Genomic DNA, 16633 nt, shown 5'->3' with positions numbered 1-16633 from the left:
TTCAGGCAGGTTCTCATCATTATATTTCTAAGCTGCCTGTACGGCAGTGAACCAGCTACAGCAAGTGCCAGCCAACATGACGCATTTCTAAGCTGCCTGTACGGCAGTGAACCCGGACAAGTATGTCGCGTTCATGAGCGACCCTTTCTAAGCTGCCTGTACGGCAGTGAACTTTCCGGCGTGGGCGCTCAAAAAAGTTCGTCATTTCTAAGCTGCCTGTACGGCAGTGAACAAGGCGTTCAACCCCTGGGTAAAAGAGTTTTTTTTTCTAAGCTGCCTGTACGGCAGTGAACGCCAGTTGCCGCGAGAAGCGGGGAGGCGGGGTTTTCTAAGCTGCCTGTACGGCAGTGAACTGCAACCAGGTGACGTTGTGTTGGTCCATTCGTTTCTAAGCTGCCTGTACGGCAGTGAACATAGTAGTCGTCAATCTTCATGGCTGCGGTGTTTTCTAAGCTGCCTGTACGGCAGTGAACTCATTAGCTCCGGCGCTTGATACGCTGGCTTTTTTCTAAGCTGCCTGTACGGCAGTGAACATTGACCTCGCTACAGACCGGGCAATCACTTTTTTCTAAGCTGCCTGTACGGCAGTGAACCATTGTTGAGTTGCCGCCGCCGTGGGATTCGTTTTCTAAGCTGCCTGTACGGCAGTGAACAATCATTGATTACGTTGTCCTGGTGCTGACCGTTTCTAAGCTGCCTGTACGGCAGTGAACGAAGCATTTCGAGGGACATCCTCAGCGCTTATTTCTAAGCTGCCTGTACGGCAGTGAACTTGAAACTCTGACATTATATTCTCCTGAGCGGTTTCTAAGCTGCCTGTACGGCAGTGAACCTACTGTTCGCGATTCTATTATGACGTCTTAATTTCTAAGCTGCCTGTACGGCAGTGAACTGCATCGATATGCATTTATTGGACGAGTGCACTTTCTAAGCTGCCTGTACGGCAGTGAACAACCTGGTGAACCGCTGGGCCCGCGGGCAGAATTTCTAAGCTGCCTGTACGGCAGTGAACGAGCGCAGACCTCAGCATGTCTTTGGCGAACATTTCTAAGCTGCCTGTACGGCAGTGAACACCGTTCGAGCTGGCAGACTTCATCACGTACTTTTCTAAGCTGCCTGTACGGCAGTGAACCGTGGGTTTGGCGAGAAGGCGGCCCACACCATTTTCTAAGCTGCCTGTACGGCAGTGAACTGAAAGGAAACAACGCCATCTTATTGTTAGCAAACAAAATAATCAACTTATACGCATAAAACCCTTTTTTCTGGAACGCAAATCCACACCATATAAATCAATATGTTACGTAAGCATCAGAAAAAAGGGTTTAAACCAATGGCGTCAGAGGCCCTCCCGACGCCTCGGATAGCACTCAGGAAATAATGTGAATTACCGTTTCTGCACTTTGAGGCGCAACGACATCCGCGGCCATTGAATGCGTAATGTCATGCAGTAACCCCGTCAGGTGCGGCAACATATCGCGGTCAAAATGCGACACCAGCAGCACATGGTTTAACGCCCGGCAGTAATCGCATTTCGTTTCTGTATCTTCCAGCAGCCATTCCTTTTGTTGCGGTGGTTCCGATTCGTCCTCAAATTCCACTATCTGAAAATCACGCATGGATTCTGTGAGGCCGGATTTTACCTCTTCCAGATAAGCCGCGAGGCAAAGACATACGGGCTGCGTTTGTGGGAGTGATTTGCAATCCAGCAGGATTTCGGTGAGCAGGTTGCAGCGCTCGGCCAAGGTAGGAAGATCGGGATTGAGGGAGAGTTCGCTGTATAAATGGGCGAAATTGTTTTCTGTATTCATTGGGTAATTCCTTCACACACTTTGAATTTACCACCGCAGTAAACGCCAATTTGCTGGCGGCGGACGAAAAGGAATTGGCGTACCAGTGTGTGTGCTACTGGCGCTTCAATAGAAGCTTCCGATTCGCCCGCCAGATGCAGAATTATACCCTTTTCCTGAGGGCGAACGAAGCCTGCAGCATTACTGCTGCTCACACACTTTCAGGACGCCAATCCCGGCACCTGATTTTGCAGGTGCGCCGCTATTTTATTACTGTGGATTTATCCAGCAACCAACGTCGTACGAAACTGGAAAGCGCCTCGCAAAATTCCTCTGCGGTCTGTTGCCCTCTCCCCAACCCTCTCCCACAGGGAGCGGGAAATAAGCAGGCATAAAAAAACCGGGCATTCGCCCGGTTTTTAACATTAACGTTCAACTCACTCAGTGAGCCGCTTCCGGCTTGTGCTTCGCCGCACTCTGGAAATCGTACGTCAGTTCGTTCTTCGCCTGGTCCAGCGCCACGGTCACCTGGCCGCCGTCCACCAGCGAGCCAAACAACAGCTCGTTCGCCAGCGGTTTCTTCAGGTTGTCCTGAATCACACGCGCCATCGGACGGGCACCCATCGCACGGTCGTAGCCTTTCTCAGCCAGCCAGTTGCGGGCCTCCTGGCTCACTTCCAGCGACACGCCTTTCTGATCCAGCTGAACCTGCAGCTCGACGATGAACTTGTCCACGACCTGATGGATCACCTCGGTAGACAGGTGATCGAACCAGATGATGTTGTCCAGACGGTTACGGAACTCCGGCGTGAAGATCTTCTTGATCTCCTCCATCGCATCGGTGCTGTTATCCTGGTGGATCAGGCCGATAGATTTACGCTCGGTTTCACGTACCCCGGCGTTGGTGGTCATCACCAGCACCACGTTACGGAAGTCCGCCTTGCGCCCGTTGTTGTCGGTCAGCGTCCCGTTGTCCATCACCTGCAGCAGGATGTTGAACACGTCCGGGTGCGCTTTCTCGATTTCATCGAGCAGCAGTACCGCGTGCGGATGCTTGATCACCGCGTCGGTGAGCAGGCCGCCCTGGTCAAAGCCCACGTAGCCCGGAGGCGCACCGATCAAACGGCTGACGGTGTGACGCTCCATATACTCGGACATATCAAAGCGCAGCAGCTCAATGCCCAGCGCTTTGGAGAGCTGAACCGTCACCTCGGTTTTCCCCACGCCGGTCGGGCCGGCAAACAGGAAGGAACCGACAGGCTTGTGCTCATGCCCCAGCCCGGCACGGGCCATCTTGATCGCTTCGGTTAAGGCCTCAATGGCTTTATCCTGACCAAAGACCAGCATTTTCAGGCGATTGCCGAGGGTGCGCAGCGTGTCGCGGTCGCTCTGAGAGACGCTTTTCTCAGGGATACGCGCGATGCGGGCTACCACGGACTCAATATCCGCCACGTTAACGGTTTTCTTACGCTTGCTGGCTGGCATCAGGCGCGCACGCGCCCCTGCCTCATCAATCACGTCAATCGCCTTATCCGGCAGATGACGGTCGTTGATGTATTTCACCGCCAGCTCCACCGCCGCACGTACCGCTTTCGCGGTGTAACGCACGTCGTGGTGCGCTTCGTACTTCGGCTTCAGGCCGTTGATGATCTGTACCGTTTCCTCGACGGACGGTTCGGTCACGTCGATTTTCTGGAAGCGGCGCGCCAGCGCACGGTCTTTCTCAAAGATGTTGCTGAACTCCTGGTAGGTGGTGGAGCCAATCACGCGGATCTTGCCGCTGGAGAGCAGCGGTTTGATCAGGTTAGCCGCATCCACCTGGCCGCCGGAGGCCGCACCCGCGCCGATGATGGTGTGGATCTCATCGATAAACAGGATGCTGTTGGTGTCCTGCTCCAGCTGTTTTAACAGTGCCTTGAAGCGTTTTTCAAAATCACCGCGGTATTTCGTGCCCGCCAGCAGCGAGCCGATATCCAGCGAGTAGATGGTGCAGTCGGCAATCACTTCCGGCACGTCGCCCTGCACAATGCGCCAGGCAAGCCCTTCGGCAATCGCGGTTTTACCCACGCCAGATTCCCCCACCAGCAGCGGGTTGTTCTTGCGGCGACGGCACAGCACCTGGATCGCGCGCTCCAGCTCTTTATCGCGACCAATCAGCGGGTCGATACCGCCAACGCGAGCAAGCTGATTAAGGTTGGTGGTGAAGTTTTCCATACGATCCTCCCCGCCTGCTTGCTCTTCATTGTTATTGACCTGATTGCTGGAATCCGATGCCTGGTTAGGTTCGTCTTTGCGCGTTCCGTGAGAGATAAAGTTAACCACATCGAGGCGGCTGACTTCGTGTTTGCGCAGCAGATAGGCAGCCTGTGACTCCTGCTCGCTGAAGATGGCGACTAAGACGTTTGCGCCAGTCACTTCGCTACGTCCGGAAGACTGGACGTGGAATACCGCGCGCTGCAGCACACGCTGGAAGCTGAGCGTCGGCTGCGTGTCGCGCTCCTCTTCACTGGCTGGCAGCACCGGTGTGGTTTGTTCGATGAAGGCTTCGAGTTCCTGACGTAGCGCCACCAGATCCACGGAGCAGGCTTCCAGCGCTTCGCGGGCAGATGGGTTGCTAAGCAGTGCGAGCAGTAAGTGCTCGACGGTCATAAACTCATGTCGGTGCTCACGCGCTCTGGCGAAAGCCATGTTTAAACTGAGTTCCAGTTCTTGATTGAGCATAGGCACCTCCCCCAATTTTATGCCTTATCAGGCCTTTTCCAGCGTACACAGCAACGGATGCTCGTTCTCCCTCGCATAGTCGTTCACCATCGCCACTTTGGTTTCCGCCACTTCGGCAGTGAAGATGCCGCAGATAGCTTTGCCACGATAATGAACGGTAAGCATCAGTTGCGTTGCACGTTCTACATCATAAGAAAAGAACTTTTGTAGCACGTCAATAACAAATTCCATCGGCGTGTAATCATCGTTCATTAACATAACTTTATACATAGATGGCGGTTTTAGCGCGTCACGCACTTTGTCTTCCGCCAGCTGGTCAAAATCCAGCCAGTCGTTGGTCTTACCCATTTTGCATAACCACTTTGAATCTACCTCAGATGTTAGATAACAATCATCTATTACTGTCATCCGCGATGTCTGTCACAAACTGTTGCAATAGCGTTAACTGCTTCAAACTTTGGTTGATTATTGTCCCATCTCCAGCGCCAAACGCTTGACGACTTCTTTCGTTTCTCTAAATTGTACAAGCGTGAGATGGCGAGGTTTTGAACAGCCCCCACTCCACCACCGGTTCATTCCATCTTAACTTATAAGATTTACGAAGGATGTCGAAGCATGGAAATGGGTACTGTTAAGTGGTTCAACAACGCCAAAGGGTTTGGCTTCATCTGCCCCGAAGGCGGCGGCGAGGATATCTTCGCTCACTATTCCACCATTCAGATGGATGGTTACAGAACGCTCAAAGCCGGGCAGTCCGTCCGGTTCGATGTCCACCAGGGACCAAAAGGCAATCATGCAAGCCTTATCGTCCCCATTGAAGCAGAGACGGTTGCATAGCTCTCTGTTTTATTGTGTACATCCCGCAGTCAAAATGCCAGCCCGATCGGCTGGCATTTTTATTTTCGGGTTATTCCCGAGCCAGCGCATCCACCGGATCCAGCCGCGCCGCGTTGCGGGCGGGCAACCAGCCAAACAAAATGCCGGTAAAGGTCGAACACAAGAATGCGGTAATAATGGCCACCGGCGAGAAGCCAATCTCCCAGCCGGGTAAAAAGAGCTGGAGCGCGAAGGCGATCATCATCGAGAGCGCAATCCCCATCGCACCGCCGACCAGACACACCAGCACGGCTTCAATCAAAAACTGCTGCAGCACGTCGCTGGCTCTGGCCCCGACCGCCATGCGGATGCCAATCTCCCGAGTTCGCTCGGTTACCGACACCAGCATGATGTTCATCACCCCGATACCGCCGACGACCAGCGAAATCACCGCCACCAGCGTGAGGAACAGCTGAAGAGTACGTGTGGTCTTTTCCGCCGTTTTCAAGAGGCCGTCCATATTCCAGGTGAAGAAATCCTTCTTCCCGTGGCGCAGGGTTAACAGCCGCTCAAGCTGCTGCTCGGCCAGCGCACTGTCATAGCCCTCCTTCACGCGCACGGTGATGGAGTTGAGCCAGGACTGCCCCATAATCCGCCCGGAGATAGTGGTATAGGGCAGCCAGACGCGCAGGATCTTGCTGCTGCCAAACATCGACTGTTTCTCTTCCGCCACACCGATGACTGTGGCAGGCATGTTGCCGACCAGGATCACTTCGCCCACCACGTTGGCTTTATTGGGGAAGAGCTGTCTGCGCGAATTCGCGTCCAGCACCACCACCTGCGCCCTGCCCGCCAGCTGCTCGGCGTTGAAGGTGGCGCCTTCGCTGAAGGTCATGCCGTAGACGTTGAAATAATCCCCGCTGACGCCGTTCGCGCTGGCCGCCACGTCAACATTGCCCACCCGCAGGCGCAGGTTCTGCGACACCGCAGGCGTGGCGGAGTTGACCCACGGCTGCTTCTGAATGGCCGCCAGATCGTCGTATTTTAGTGCCTGCTGATACTGCGGCTCGTCGTCCCCGAAGTCTTTGCCGGGATAGACGTCAATGGTATTGGTGCCGATTGCGCGGATATCGGCCAGCACCAGCTGCTTGGCCGCGTCGCCCACCACCACAATCGACACCACTGAGGCAATACCGATGATGATGCCGAGCATGGTCAGCAGGGTACGCATTTTATTGGCCGCCATCGCCAGCCAGGCCATGGTCAGTGCTTCACGAAAGCCGCTGGAAAACTGTCCCCAGCCGGTTGATGCCGGAAGCACTTCTTTCGGCGCCGCCGCCCTGGACTCACGCGGCGGCGGGTTGCTGACCAGCTCGCCGTCATGGATCTCAATGATTCGCTCCGCCTGCGCCGCCACCTGCGGATCGTGGGTCACGATGATGACGGTGTGCCCCTGATCGCGAAGCTGGTGCAGGATCGCCATCACCTCTTCGCCGGAATGGCTGTCGAGCGCCCCGGTCGGCTCATCCGCGAGGATCACCTGCCCGCCGTTCATCAGGGCGCGGGCAATACTCACGCGCTGCTGCTGGCCGCCGGACAGCTGCGAGGGCTGGTACTCCACCCGCTCCGCCAGCCCCAGACGCGTCAGCAGCATCTGCGCGCGTTCGAGCCGTTTTTTCCGCTCGACGCCCGCATAGACCGCCGGAACTTCCACGTTCTGCGCGGCATTGAGGTGAGAAAGCAGATGGTAACGCTGGAAGATAAAGCCGAAGTGCTCGCGACGCAGCTTCGCCAGCGCGTCGCCATCCAGCGTGGAGATATCCGTCCCGGCCACGCGGTACGTGCCGCTGGTCGGCTTATCCAGACAGCCGAGGATGTTCATCAGCGTCGATTTACCGGAACCCGATGCCCCGACAATCGCCACCATCTCGCCCGCTTCTACCCGAAGGGAGATGCCTTTTAGCACCTCCACCGGCCCATCGCCCGACGGATAGCTGCGGCGAATGTCCTTCAGCTCAAGCAATGCCGTCATTTCGCGGCTCCGGGCAGGCTTTCACTGACAACAACCTCCTCACCCTCTTCCAGCCCTTTCACCACCACCACGTCAGTGTCGTTGCGCGCGCCAATCACCACTTCGCGCTCGCGCGTTTCGCCGTTGCGCAGCACTTTCACTTTATAGCGGCTCTCCCCGGCGGATTCACCCAGCGCAGAGAGCGGAATGGTCAGCACGTTCTTCAGACCGGTCAGCTGAATATGCACCTGCGCGGTCATGTCGAGACGCAGCACGCCCTTCGGGTTCGGCACTTCAAAACGGGCATAGTAGAAGATGGCGTCGTTCACTTTTTCCGGCGTCGGCAGAATGTCCTTCAGCACGCCTTCGTAGCGCGTCTGCGGGTCGCCCAGCACCGTAAACCAGGCGTTCTGCCCCGGCTTCAGATGGATCACATCCGCCTCGGAGACCTGGGCTTTGACCAGCATGGTGCTCATGTCCGCCAGCGTCAGAATGTTTGGCGCCTGCTGCGCGGCAATCACCGTCTGCCCCTGCAGCGTAGTGATCTGAGTGACCTCACCGGCCATCGGCGCCACGATCTGGGTGTAGTCGAGGTTGGTTTTTGCCGTATCCAGCGAGGCCTGATTGCGTTTGATTTGCGCGTCAATCGTGCCAATCTGCGCCTGCTTCACCGCCAGTTCCGTGGTGGCCGTGTCTAAATCCTGCTTCGAGATCGCCTGGGTTTTGGCCAGCGCCTGCTGACGGGTCAGCGTCACCTGGGCCAGGTTACGCTCTGCCTGCGCCTGCGCACGCTGCGCGCGCAGTTCCATCAGCGTGGCTTCCACCTCGCGGATCTGGTTCTCAGCCTGTTCAGGATCGATCACGCCGAGCAACTGGCCTTTTTTCACCTTATCGCCAATCTCAACCGACAGCGTTTTCAGCTGACCGCTGACCTGCGCGCCGACGTCAACCTTGCGCAGGGCATCAAGCTTACCCGTCGCGAGGACGTTTTGCTGCAGTTCGCCCGGGCGAACAATCAGCGTCTGATACTGCGGCACCGGCGCATTCAGCACCTGCCATAGCCAGTATCCACCGGCTAACACCACGACCGCCAGCAGCAGAAACAGCGTTCTGCGTTTTCCCTTGAGGTTCATAAATATTCCAAATAAATGTTCTGGCAATGATAAATGCTGATTCTATCTAAACGACTCCTCAACGAAACCCCTGTTCTCCGAAATCGTCACAATTTGTTTACGAGACGTTGAACGTTCGCCTGCTGAAATAGAAATCTTCATCAAGAAGCAGGATCTAACATGTCTTCCATCGTCGATACACCTTTTTCAAACCTGCCACAGCCTGCATCGGGTTGGCAGCTCTTCAGTCATCTGGCTTCCGGTAAGCTCACGCCAGGGCTGGCGTGGCAAAACCCCGCCTATCGACGTAAATTCATGCTACGTTCGCTGGCGACGCCTGTAAGTACCGCTCGCCTGTTGACGAGCCTTGCAAAACAGCCGAGCCTGATGCAAATGCTGCAGGTACAGCCAGGACTGCCGTGCCGTCTGCATCGGCCCTGGCTGACGGTGAATATGCATCGCCAGCAGGCCCTCGAGTCCCTTAACTGGCACTATCAAACGATGAGCCGCCATATGCCGGCGACGCTGCTCTCGGGCTATCTGTCGAAAAAGGGCTTCACGCTGCTCACCTTAACCGGTAAAGATGAAGAGCAATTTACCGTCCGCCTGTGCGCCGATGCGTTTCTGGATAAAGAAGGGGAAGCCACCCTCGCCTTCTGCGACCATCAGAATACGGTGCTGGCCGAGATGACCTTCACCCTGTGCCAGTTTGAGGGAAAATCGACGCTCTTTATCGGCGGCCTGCAGGGCGCAAAAGCCCACGTTCCCCATGAGCTGATCCAGGGCGCGACGAAGGCCTGCCATGGTCTGTTCCCGAAACGTCTGCTGGTCGAAGCCGCCATGACCCTCGGCACCGCTTTCCCGGTAGAACAGATTGTCGCCGTCAGTAACGACACCCATATTTATCGCAGCTGGCGCTACCGCAAGAAAAAAGAGGGGAAACTGTTGGCCGATTACGACAGTTTCTGGATCTCCATCGGCGGTGAAAAGCAGGATAGCGGCAACTTTATGCTGCCCCTCGTCATGCCGCGCAAACCGATGGAAGAGATCGCGAGCAAAAAGCGTTCCGAATATCGCCGCCGCTACGCGCTGCTGGATAGCCTGATTCAGCAGGTGAACCAGGCGACTCAACGTTAATCCGCTCTCCCGCGTGCCAGCCACAGCACGCGGGAGAACATCTTCCGCAGCAGGGTCGGCACCGCCTCCACGCCCCGTCTCCCCGCTTCCGTCGCCACTTCAATGGCTAAATCCGGTTTTGAAGAACGATGAATAGCTTTGGCGATCACGCGCCGCATGTTCATCGGGACATCGACCGGCACCATGGCAATTCGGTGGAATACGTCGTCGAACCCCTGACGATACATAAAGTGCTCCATGTCCATGGCGGGCAGCATGGTTAAATGGTCGCGCTCTTCTTCTCGCTCGTTATTCAGCAGGCTGCGTACGGTCGAGGCATATTTTTTGCCCGCCTCATCACCGTCGACCAGAACGTGCCACTCGATCCCCATCCGGCGGGCAAATTTTATCAGCGGCTTTAATCCCGACTGGGCAAATTCAATCACCTTAATGCCTTCTGCATCAAAATGGTGGCCGCACTGGCGCGCCAGTTCGTTGATGACCCAGGTTTCCGTCTCGCCTTCCACCAGCAGCCAGCAGCGGGCAAAGAGCGACGACGCGCGGTTAAAGCGAATATGAAACGCGATGCGCCGCCCGTCTTCCGCGTTCAATCCTCCCGGCCCTAAGCGGTAGGCGGAGACGCGGGAAGATTCACGCACCAGACGACAGACGTGCTCTACCGGCGTCAGCGATAATAATTCACCGGAATTGGTGGTCGTAATGCGCTGGAGCGGCAGCAGGTTCAGCAGATGCCATGCCACGGAGAGCATGATGGGATGCAGGCGCGTTTCCGGGTCTTCCACCAGCAGCAGCGGCCGGGCGTCCCGGTCAAGACGAACGGTGCCTTTGGCCTGCAGAAGCGTTGAAAACAGCCCCAGCAAAATCACCCGATGGGTACGACCGCCGGGCCGGTCGATCATCCGGTTAATGATATCGAGGTAGCGCCAGCTGCGCTGCTCGTCATGAGAGCGGCGGCGCATCAGGCGATGGCGCGACTCCGACGTCCCCTGCTCGGAAAAATAGTGCTCCAGAAGCTGTACCATGGCGGACAGCCCCTGACGAATTTGACCATCGGTCAGATTTTGCGGACGCGACACCAGCTCTCTTGCCAGAAAATCCAGCTCGCGGGCGGTAACTTCCACTTCCGGCATATTCGGGACGGTACCGTTACGTATGCGCCGCATAAAACGCGCGTCGCGCAAGCGCAACACCGGCGTCAGGCGGATCAGGTGGCGGGCCAGATCGTCGATATTGTCCAGCGGGATCGGGCTGGCCTTCTCATCAAGAAAATCACGCAGGGTCAACACGCCCTCGTTTTCCGCCATCTCCCCTTCCAGCCGGTAGAATATCCGGTGGAAACCGTCATCGCACGGCACCCAGCAGGGTGACAGCGGGCGGAAGCGACGCACCCGATGGCGTCCGGGCTCGGATTCGCGGAACGTCAGGATGATATGCAGGTGCTTCTCGCGCCCCGTCACGTCGCCGGGCGGGAACCAGAAATCATCGCGAACGAAGTGATACAGATCGTCTTCGGGCGAAAGCAGTAACGTCAGCGCATCCAGCAGGCTGGACTTACCCCACGCGTTCTCGCCGATCAGGACGTTGTTCTGTTCCAGCTGCAGCGACAGGCGGTTAATACCGCGAAACCCGACAATTTCCACACGTTCGAGAAGCATAAATCCCCCGCGCAATGATCACTTTTTCCTTTAAGTTATCAGCAGTATAGCGGGAGGCGCCCTGTCACGACAGCACAACATTCACCGTGGCGAGAATTGGTCTATGCTCTATTTACCGCTGATTTGAACAAGGATTGACATCACATTGCCTTAAATCAAATTAATCGAATTTATTTAAGTGGCGAAGGGGTGTTGTTGGTTTTTAAAATACGGACTCTTTGAGTCGTCATCCCTTTATGGCGATATATCCCGCGCGCGGGAAAGCGTGCGGAAAATTATTTGAGGTGGTTATGTTTAGAAAATTGGCTGCAGAATGCTTTGGTACATTCTGGCTGGTATTTGGTGGCTGCGGTAGCGCCGTTCTGGCAGCAGCATTCCCGGAATTAGGTATCGGTTTTGTCGGCGTCGCGCTGGCATTTGGTTTGACCGTATTAACCATGGCCTTTGCCGTGGGGCATATTTCCGGCGGTCATTTTAACCCGGCAGTAACGTTAGGTTTATGGGCCGGCGGTCGTTTTCCGGCGAAAGAGGTGATTGGTTATATTGTCGCCCAGGTGGTTGGCGGTATTATCGCAGCGGGCGTTCTGTACGTGATTGCCAGCGGTAAAGCCGGGTTCGACGCGGCAGCCAGCGGCTTCGCCTCTAACGGCTTCGGCGAGCATTCTCCGGGCGGTTATTCCATGCTGTCTGCCATCGTGATTGAAATTGTGCTGACCGCAGGCTTCCTGCTGGTGATCCACGGCGCAACCGACAAACACGCGCCAGCAGGCTTTGCCCCTATTGCGATTGGTCTGGCGCTGACCCTTATTCACCTGATTTCGATTCCGGTCACCAACACCTCCGTTAACCCGGCACGCAGTACCGCCGTCGCCATCTTCCAGGGCGGCTGGGCGCTTGAGCAGCTGTGGCTGTTCTGGGTCATGCCGATTATTGGCGGTATCCTGGGTGGCGTGCTGTACCGCACCCTGCTGGAAAAACGCGATTAATTGCGCGCGGTGTCGGGCGGCGCTAACGCTTCCCCGACCTACGTGAGAGTGCACTTGTAAGCCGGGTAAGGCGCAGCCGCCACCCGGCTTTTTTATTGCTCCTTTACCTGACAGCCTTTATTGGGTAGTGTCTCTGGCGCTCAACAGATACTCAAAAGGACCGGCTGTTCATGTTTTCAGGACTCCTCATTATTCTGCTGCCCCTGATTGTGGGCTACCTTATTCCGCTGCACAGAGAATCCGCATTACGGCTCATCAACCGTTTTCTCAGCTGGATTGTTTACGTCATTCTTTTCTTTATGGGGATAAGCCTGGCCTTCCTGGATAATCTGGCGACGAATCTGCTTTCCATCCTGCATTATTCGGTGGTCACCGTGGTGGTTATTTTGCTGTGTAATATCGCCGCATTATTCTGGCTTGAGCGCACCGTTCCGTGGAAAAACCATCATCATCAGGAAAAGCTACCTTCCCGAATCGCGATGGCGCTGGAATCATTAAAACTGTGCGGCGTCGTGGTGCTCGGTTTTCTGCTTGGGCTGACCGGCTGGGCGTTTTTACAGCACGCGACAGAGGCCAGTGAATATACGCTGATCTTCCTGCTGTTCCTGATCGGTATCCAGCTGCGAAATAATGGCATGACGCTGAAGCAAATTGTTCTGAACCGTCGGGGAATGATGGTCGCGGTCATTGTTATCGCCAGTTCCATGGTGGCGGGCGTGATTAACGCTTTTATTCTCGACCTGCCGCTGAAAACTGGCCTCGCGATGGCGTCAGGTTTTGGCTGGTATTCCCTCTCCGGTATCCTGCTGACCGAATCCTTTGGCCCGGTGATCGGCAGCGCCGCCTTCTTTAACGATCTGGCGCGTGAACTGATCGCCATAATGCTGATCCCGGGACTGGTTCGCCGCAGCCGCTCTACCGCGCTGGGCCTGTGCGGCGCGACGTCGATGGACTTTACCCTGCCGGTGTTACAACGCTCTGGCGGGCTGGAGATGGTGCCCGCCGCCATCGTTCACGGCTTTATTTTAAGCCTGCTGGTTCCGGTTCTGATGGCCGTCTTCTCGGCCTGATACTTCTTTGGCGGTAGGGTTCCTGCCGCCAAAATTGCGCTAAATCAATCTCCCTCTATTTTGTAGTAAAAAGCCCTTTTCACCGTTCTGGCACAGGCATAACCTTAAACATGTATATTAAATATAACTTTAACAGGTGTGATTATGTTTTGTGTGCAATGTGAACAAACCATCCGTACCCCGGCAGGCAATGGCTGCTCTTACGCACAGGGTATGTGCGGCAAAACCGCAGAAACATCTGACCTGCAGGATCTGCTGATTGCGGCCCTGCAAGGCCTTTCCGCATGGGCGTTTAAAGCCCGCGAATATGGCATCATCGACCACTACGTCGACAGTTTCGCCCCGCGCGCCTTCTTCTCCACGCTAACCAACGTTAACTTCGACTCTCCGCGCATTGTTGGCTATGCCCGCGAAGCCATTGCCCTGCGTGAAGCGCTGAAGGCGCAGTGTCTGAAGGCGGATGCCTGCGCCCGCGTGGAAAACCCGATGTCAGACCTTCAGCTGGTGAGCGACGATCTGGGCGAGCTGCAGCGTCAGGCGGCAGAATTCACGCCGAATAAAGACAAAGCGGCGATTGGCGAGAACATTCTCGGCCTTCGCCTGCTGTGCCTGTACGGCCTGAAAGGCGCGGCAGCCTATATGGAGCACGCGCACGTGCTCGGTCAATACGACAACGACATTTACGCGCAATACCATAAAATCATGGCGTGGCTGGGCACCTGGCCTGCCGATATGAACGCGCTGCTGGCATGCTCGATGGAAATCGGGCAGATGAACTTCAAGGTGATGAGCATTCTGGACGCCGGTGAAACCAGCACCTACGGCCATCCGACCCCAACGCAGGTCAACGTCAAAGCGACCGAGGGTAAATGTATCCTGATCTCCGGTCATGACCTGAAAGATCTCTACAACCTGCTGAAGCAGACCGAAGGCACCGGCGTTAACGTCTATACCCACGGTGAAATGCTGCCGGCGCACGGCTATCCGGAGCTGCGTAAGTTTAAGCACCTGATCGGTAACTACGGCAGCGGCTGGCAGAACCAGCAGGTGGAATTTGCCCGCTTCCCTGGCCCTATCGTGATGACCTCTAACTGCATCATCGACCCGACCGTGGGCGCGTATGACGACCGCATCTGGACCCGCAGCATCGTCGGCTGGCCGGGCGTGAGCCATCTTGAAGGTGACGATTTCGGTCCGGTGATAGCGCAAGCGCAGCAGATGGCTGGCTTCCCGTACAGCGAGATCCCGCATCTGATCACCGTCGGCTTCGGTCGTGAAACCCTGCTCGGTGCCGCCGATTCGCTGATTGACCTCGTCAGCCGTGAAAAGCTGCGCCACATCTTCCTCGTCGGCGGCTGCGACGGCGCGCGCGGCGAGCGTAACTACTTTACCGATTTCGCCACCCGCGTGCCGGAAGACTGCCTGATCCTGACCCTGGCGTGCGGCAAATACCGTTTCAACAAGCTGGAATTCGGCGACATCGAAGGTCTGCCACGCTTGATCGATGCGGGCCAGTGTAACGATGCCTATTCGGCCATCATTCTGGCCGTTACCCTGGCAGAGAAACTGGGCTGCGGCGTGAACGACCTGCCGCTGTCGCTGGTGCTCTCCTGGTTTGAGCAGAAAGCGATTGTCATCCTGCTAACCCTGCTCTCTCTGGGCGTGACCAACATCGTGACTGGCCCGACCGCGCCAGGCTTCCTGACGCCGGACCTGCTGGCGGTGCTCAATGAAAAATTCGGTCTGCGCTCCGTGACCAACGTTGAAGACGATATGAAGCAGCTGCTGAGCGCGTAAGGAGTAACTCATGACCATGCCAACCTCACACTGCCCGTGGCGGATGCAGGTGCATCACATCCATCAGGAGACGCCGGATGTGTGGACGCTGTCGCTGCTGTGCCACGACTACTATCCGTACCGTGCGGGTCAGTATGCGCTGGTTAGCGTTCGCCATTCGGCAGACACCCTGCGCGCCTACACACTTTCTTCCACGCCGGGCGTGAGCGAGTACATCACGCTTACCGTCCGTCGCATTGAAGGCGGAGCCGGTTCAGAATGGCTGACCCGGGACGTGAAGCGCGGGGATTATATCTGGCTGTCCGATGCGCAGGGTGAATTTACCTGTGACGACAAAGCGGAAGAGAAATTCCTGCTGCTGGCGGCAGGCTGTGGCGTGACGCCGATTATGTCAATGCGCCGCTGGCTGGCAAAAAACCGCCCGCAGGCCGACGTGCAGGTGATCTTCAGCGTGCGCTCTCCGGAGGATGTGATTTTTGCCGAGGAGTGGCGTGATTATCCGGTGACGCTGGTAGCGGAACGTCACGCGACGCACGGTTTTATTCCCGGTCGCCTGAGCCGCGAGCTGCTGCAAAGCGTGCCGGATATCGCGAACCGCACCGTGATGACCTGCGGCCCGGCGCCGTACATGGCTATCGTGGAAGAAGACGTGAAAGCGCTCGGCGTGACCCGCTTCTTCAAGGAGCAGTTTTTCACGCCGGTGGCGGAAGCAGCAACCAGCGGGATTACGTTTACCAAACTGCAGCCTGCGCAGACCTTCTTTGGCCGCGTGGGGAGCACGCTGCTGGAGGCGCTGGAAAGCAACCACGTGCCGGTGGTAGCGGCCTGCCGTGCCGGGGTCTGCGGCTGCTGTAAAACGAAGGTAGTGTCCGGGGAGTACACCGTGACCAGCACCATGACGCTGTCCGACGCGGAAATTGCCGAGGGTTACGTGCTGGCATGTTCGTGCCATCCGCAGGGGGATTTGGTCCTCGCATAAACGATAAACGTTCGTTCGTAGGCCCGGTAAGCGTCAGCGCCACCGGGCTTTTTTGCCGGGTGGCACTGCGTTTACCCGGCCTACTACCGCCCTACCGCCACGCAGGCGCTTTTCCCAGCGCAAACCGCCCTGCGCCTAAAAACGCCACCGCCAGCGAGCCGATAAAGAAGTACACCAGGCTTTCAATCGCCCATGCCCCAACCTTATCAAGGGCGAGCGTTTCCCCCATTCCCACCATCAGCCATGCCACGATCATCGTAAACGCCAACACCAGCGCGGCCGGGCGCGTAAAGAGCCCGACAATAATCAGGATCGGCGCCACCACTTCGCCAATCAACACGCCGTAGGCAATAAACCCCGGCAGCCCTTTCTCCACCAGCATGCCGCTGATAAAGCCCACCCCACCAAACAGCTTATGCAAACCGTGAAAGAGCATCAGCCCGCCGACGGCAAGTCGTAACAAGAGTTTGCCAAGATCGTCGCACGATAGCTTTTCATTAACAGCAATTAACAATGATTTAACCATTTGAAATGATTCCTGTTTTCACTGAGGTATCACCAG

Annotated in this window: 13 protein-coding genes and 1 CRISPR repeat array (1 of these 14 running past the window's edge); of the genes, 6 read left to right on the top strand and 7 right to left on the bottom strand. The window is 56.5% G+C overall.

What is annotated here, in order from left to right:
* Positions 1 to 1192: direct repeats of the CRISPR family, unit length 28 nt; unit sequence TTTCTAAGCTGCCTGTACGGCAGTGAAC (it extends 276 nt beyond the left edge of the window).
* A gap of 175 nt (positions 1193 to 1367) precedes the next feature.
* From ABFV38_RS07295 to clpS, 3 genes are all read right to left on the bottom strand, one after another.
* On the bottom strand, positions 1368 to 1808 hold the full coding sequence (locus ABFV38_RS07295; protein WP_348958973.1) for a hypothetical protein: 441 nt from the start codon (positions 1806 to 1808) through the stop codon (positions 1368 to 1370).
* Between the two features lie 420 nt (positions 1809 to 2228).
* Positions 2229 to 4508, bottom strand: a complete 2280-nt coding sequence (gene clpA, locus ABFV38_RS07290) for an ATP-dependent Clp protease ATP-binding subunit ClpA (protein ID WP_014831269.1) — start codon at positions 4506 to 4508, stop codon at positions 2229 to 2231.
* Positions 4509 to 4535: 27 nt separating this feature from the next.
* Complete coding sequence (clpS, locus tag ABFV38_RS07285) at positions 4536 to 4856, bottom strand: ATP-dependent Clp protease adapter ClpS (RefSeq protein WP_006174393.1); 321 nt, start codon at positions 4854 to 4856, stop codon at positions 4536 to 4538.
* Between the two features lie 267 nt (positions 4857 to 5123).
* Between clpS and cspD the strand changes: the two genes are divergently transcribed.
* The gene (gene cspD / locus ABFV38_RS07280; RefSeq protein ID WP_008499993.1) at positions 5124 to 5345 is read left to right on the top strand and encodes a cold shock-like protein CspD; all 222 of its coding nucleotides are present in this window, start codon (positions 5124 to 5126) and stop codon (positions 5343 to 5345) included.
* 70 nt (positions 5346 to 5415) lie between these two features.
* Here the strand turns inward: cspD and macB are convergent, their stop codons facing one another.
* On the bottom strand, positions 5416 to 7356 hold the full coding sequence (macB, locus tag ABFV38_RS07275) for a macrolide ABC transporter ATP-binding protein/permease MacB (RefSeq protein WP_045908399.1): 1941 nt from the start codon (positions 7354 to 7356) through the stop codon (positions 5416 to 5418).
* A complete protein-coding gene (gene macA, locus ABFV38_RS07270) occupies positions 7353 to 8468 on the bottom strand; it encodes a macrolide transporter subunit MacA (RefSeq protein ID WP_045908400.1) in 1116 nt (371 codons plus the stop codon). Before macA ends, macB begins: the two co-directional genes overlap by 4 nt.
* 159 nt (positions 8469 to 8627) lie before the next feature.
* On the opposite strand from macA, the gene ABFV38_RS07265 reads away from it, so the two are divergent.
* The gene (locus ABFV38_RS07265) at positions 8628 to 9584 is read left to right on the top strand and encodes a VirK/YbjX family protein (RefSeq protein WP_348958970.1); all 957 of its coding nucleotides are present in this window, start codon (positions 8628 to 8630) and stop codon (positions 9582 to 9584) included.
* On the opposite strand, the gene ABFV38_RS07260 is transcribed toward ABFV38_RS07265, so the two are convergent.
* Positions 9581 to 11239: an ATP-dependent endonuclease gene (locus ABFV38_RS07260; protein ID WP_048027155.1), complete on the bottom strand. Its 1659-nt coding sequence runs from the start codon at positions 11237 to 11239 to the stop codon at positions 9581 to 9583. The genes ABFV38_RS07265 and ABFV38_RS07260 overlap by 4 nt on opposite strands.
* 290 nt (positions 11240 to 11529) lie before the next feature.
* Here ABFV38_RS07260 and aqpZ point away from each other — a divergent pair, with 290 nt between their 5' ends.
* The 4 genes from aqpZ (at position 11530) to hcr (ending at position 16071) form a co-directional block, all read left to right on the top strand.
* Positions 11530 to 12225, top strand: a complete 696-nt coding sequence (gene aqpZ / locus ABFV38_RS07255) for an aquaporin Z (RefSeq protein WP_008499998.1) — start codon at positions 11530 to 11532, stop codon at positions 12223 to 12225.
* A gap of 170 nt (positions 12226 to 12395) precedes the next feature.
* Positions 12396 to 13295 (top strand): lysine exporter LysO family protein, encoded by a 900-nt coding sequence (locus tag ABFV38_RS07250; protein WP_048027153.1) that lies wholly within the window; start codon positions 12396 to 12398, stop codon positions 13293 to 13295.
* Positions 13296 to 13439: 144 nt separating this feature from the next.
* The gene (gene hcp / locus ABFV38_RS07245) at positions 13440 to 15092 is read left to right on the top strand and encodes a hydroxylamine reductase (RefSeq protein ID WP_348958967.1); all 1653 of its coding nucleotides are present in this window, start codon (positions 13440 to 13442) and stop codon (positions 15090 to 15092) included.
* A 10-nt stretch (positions 15093 to 15102) separates the two neighbouring features.
* On the top strand, positions 15103 to 16071 hold the full coding sequence (gene hcr, locus ABFV38_RS07240) for an NADH oxidoreductase (protein ID WP_348958966.1): 969 nt from the start codon (positions 15103 to 15105) through the stop codon (positions 16069 to 16071).
* A 91-nt stretch (positions 16072 to 16162) separates the two neighbouring features.
* Here the strand turns inward: hcr and ABFV38_RS07235 are convergent, their stop codons facing one another.
* Positions 16163 to 16597 (bottom strand): DoxX family protein, encoded by a 435-nt coding sequence (locus ABFV38_RS07235; protein ID WP_045908406.1) that lies wholly within the window; start codon positions 16595 to 16597, stop codon positions 16163 to 16165.
* Positions 16598 to 16633 lie beyond the last annotated feature (36 nt).

This window comes from Enterobacter cloacae complex sp. Mu1197 (genome assembly GCF_040059225.1).
GTDB classification, from domain to species: domain Bacteria; phylum Pseudomonadota; class Gammaproteobacteria; order Enterobacterales; family Enterobacteriaceae; genus Enterobacter; species Enterobacter quasiroggenkampii.
This window is presented reverse-complemented; position numbering and strand designations above follow the sequence as displayed.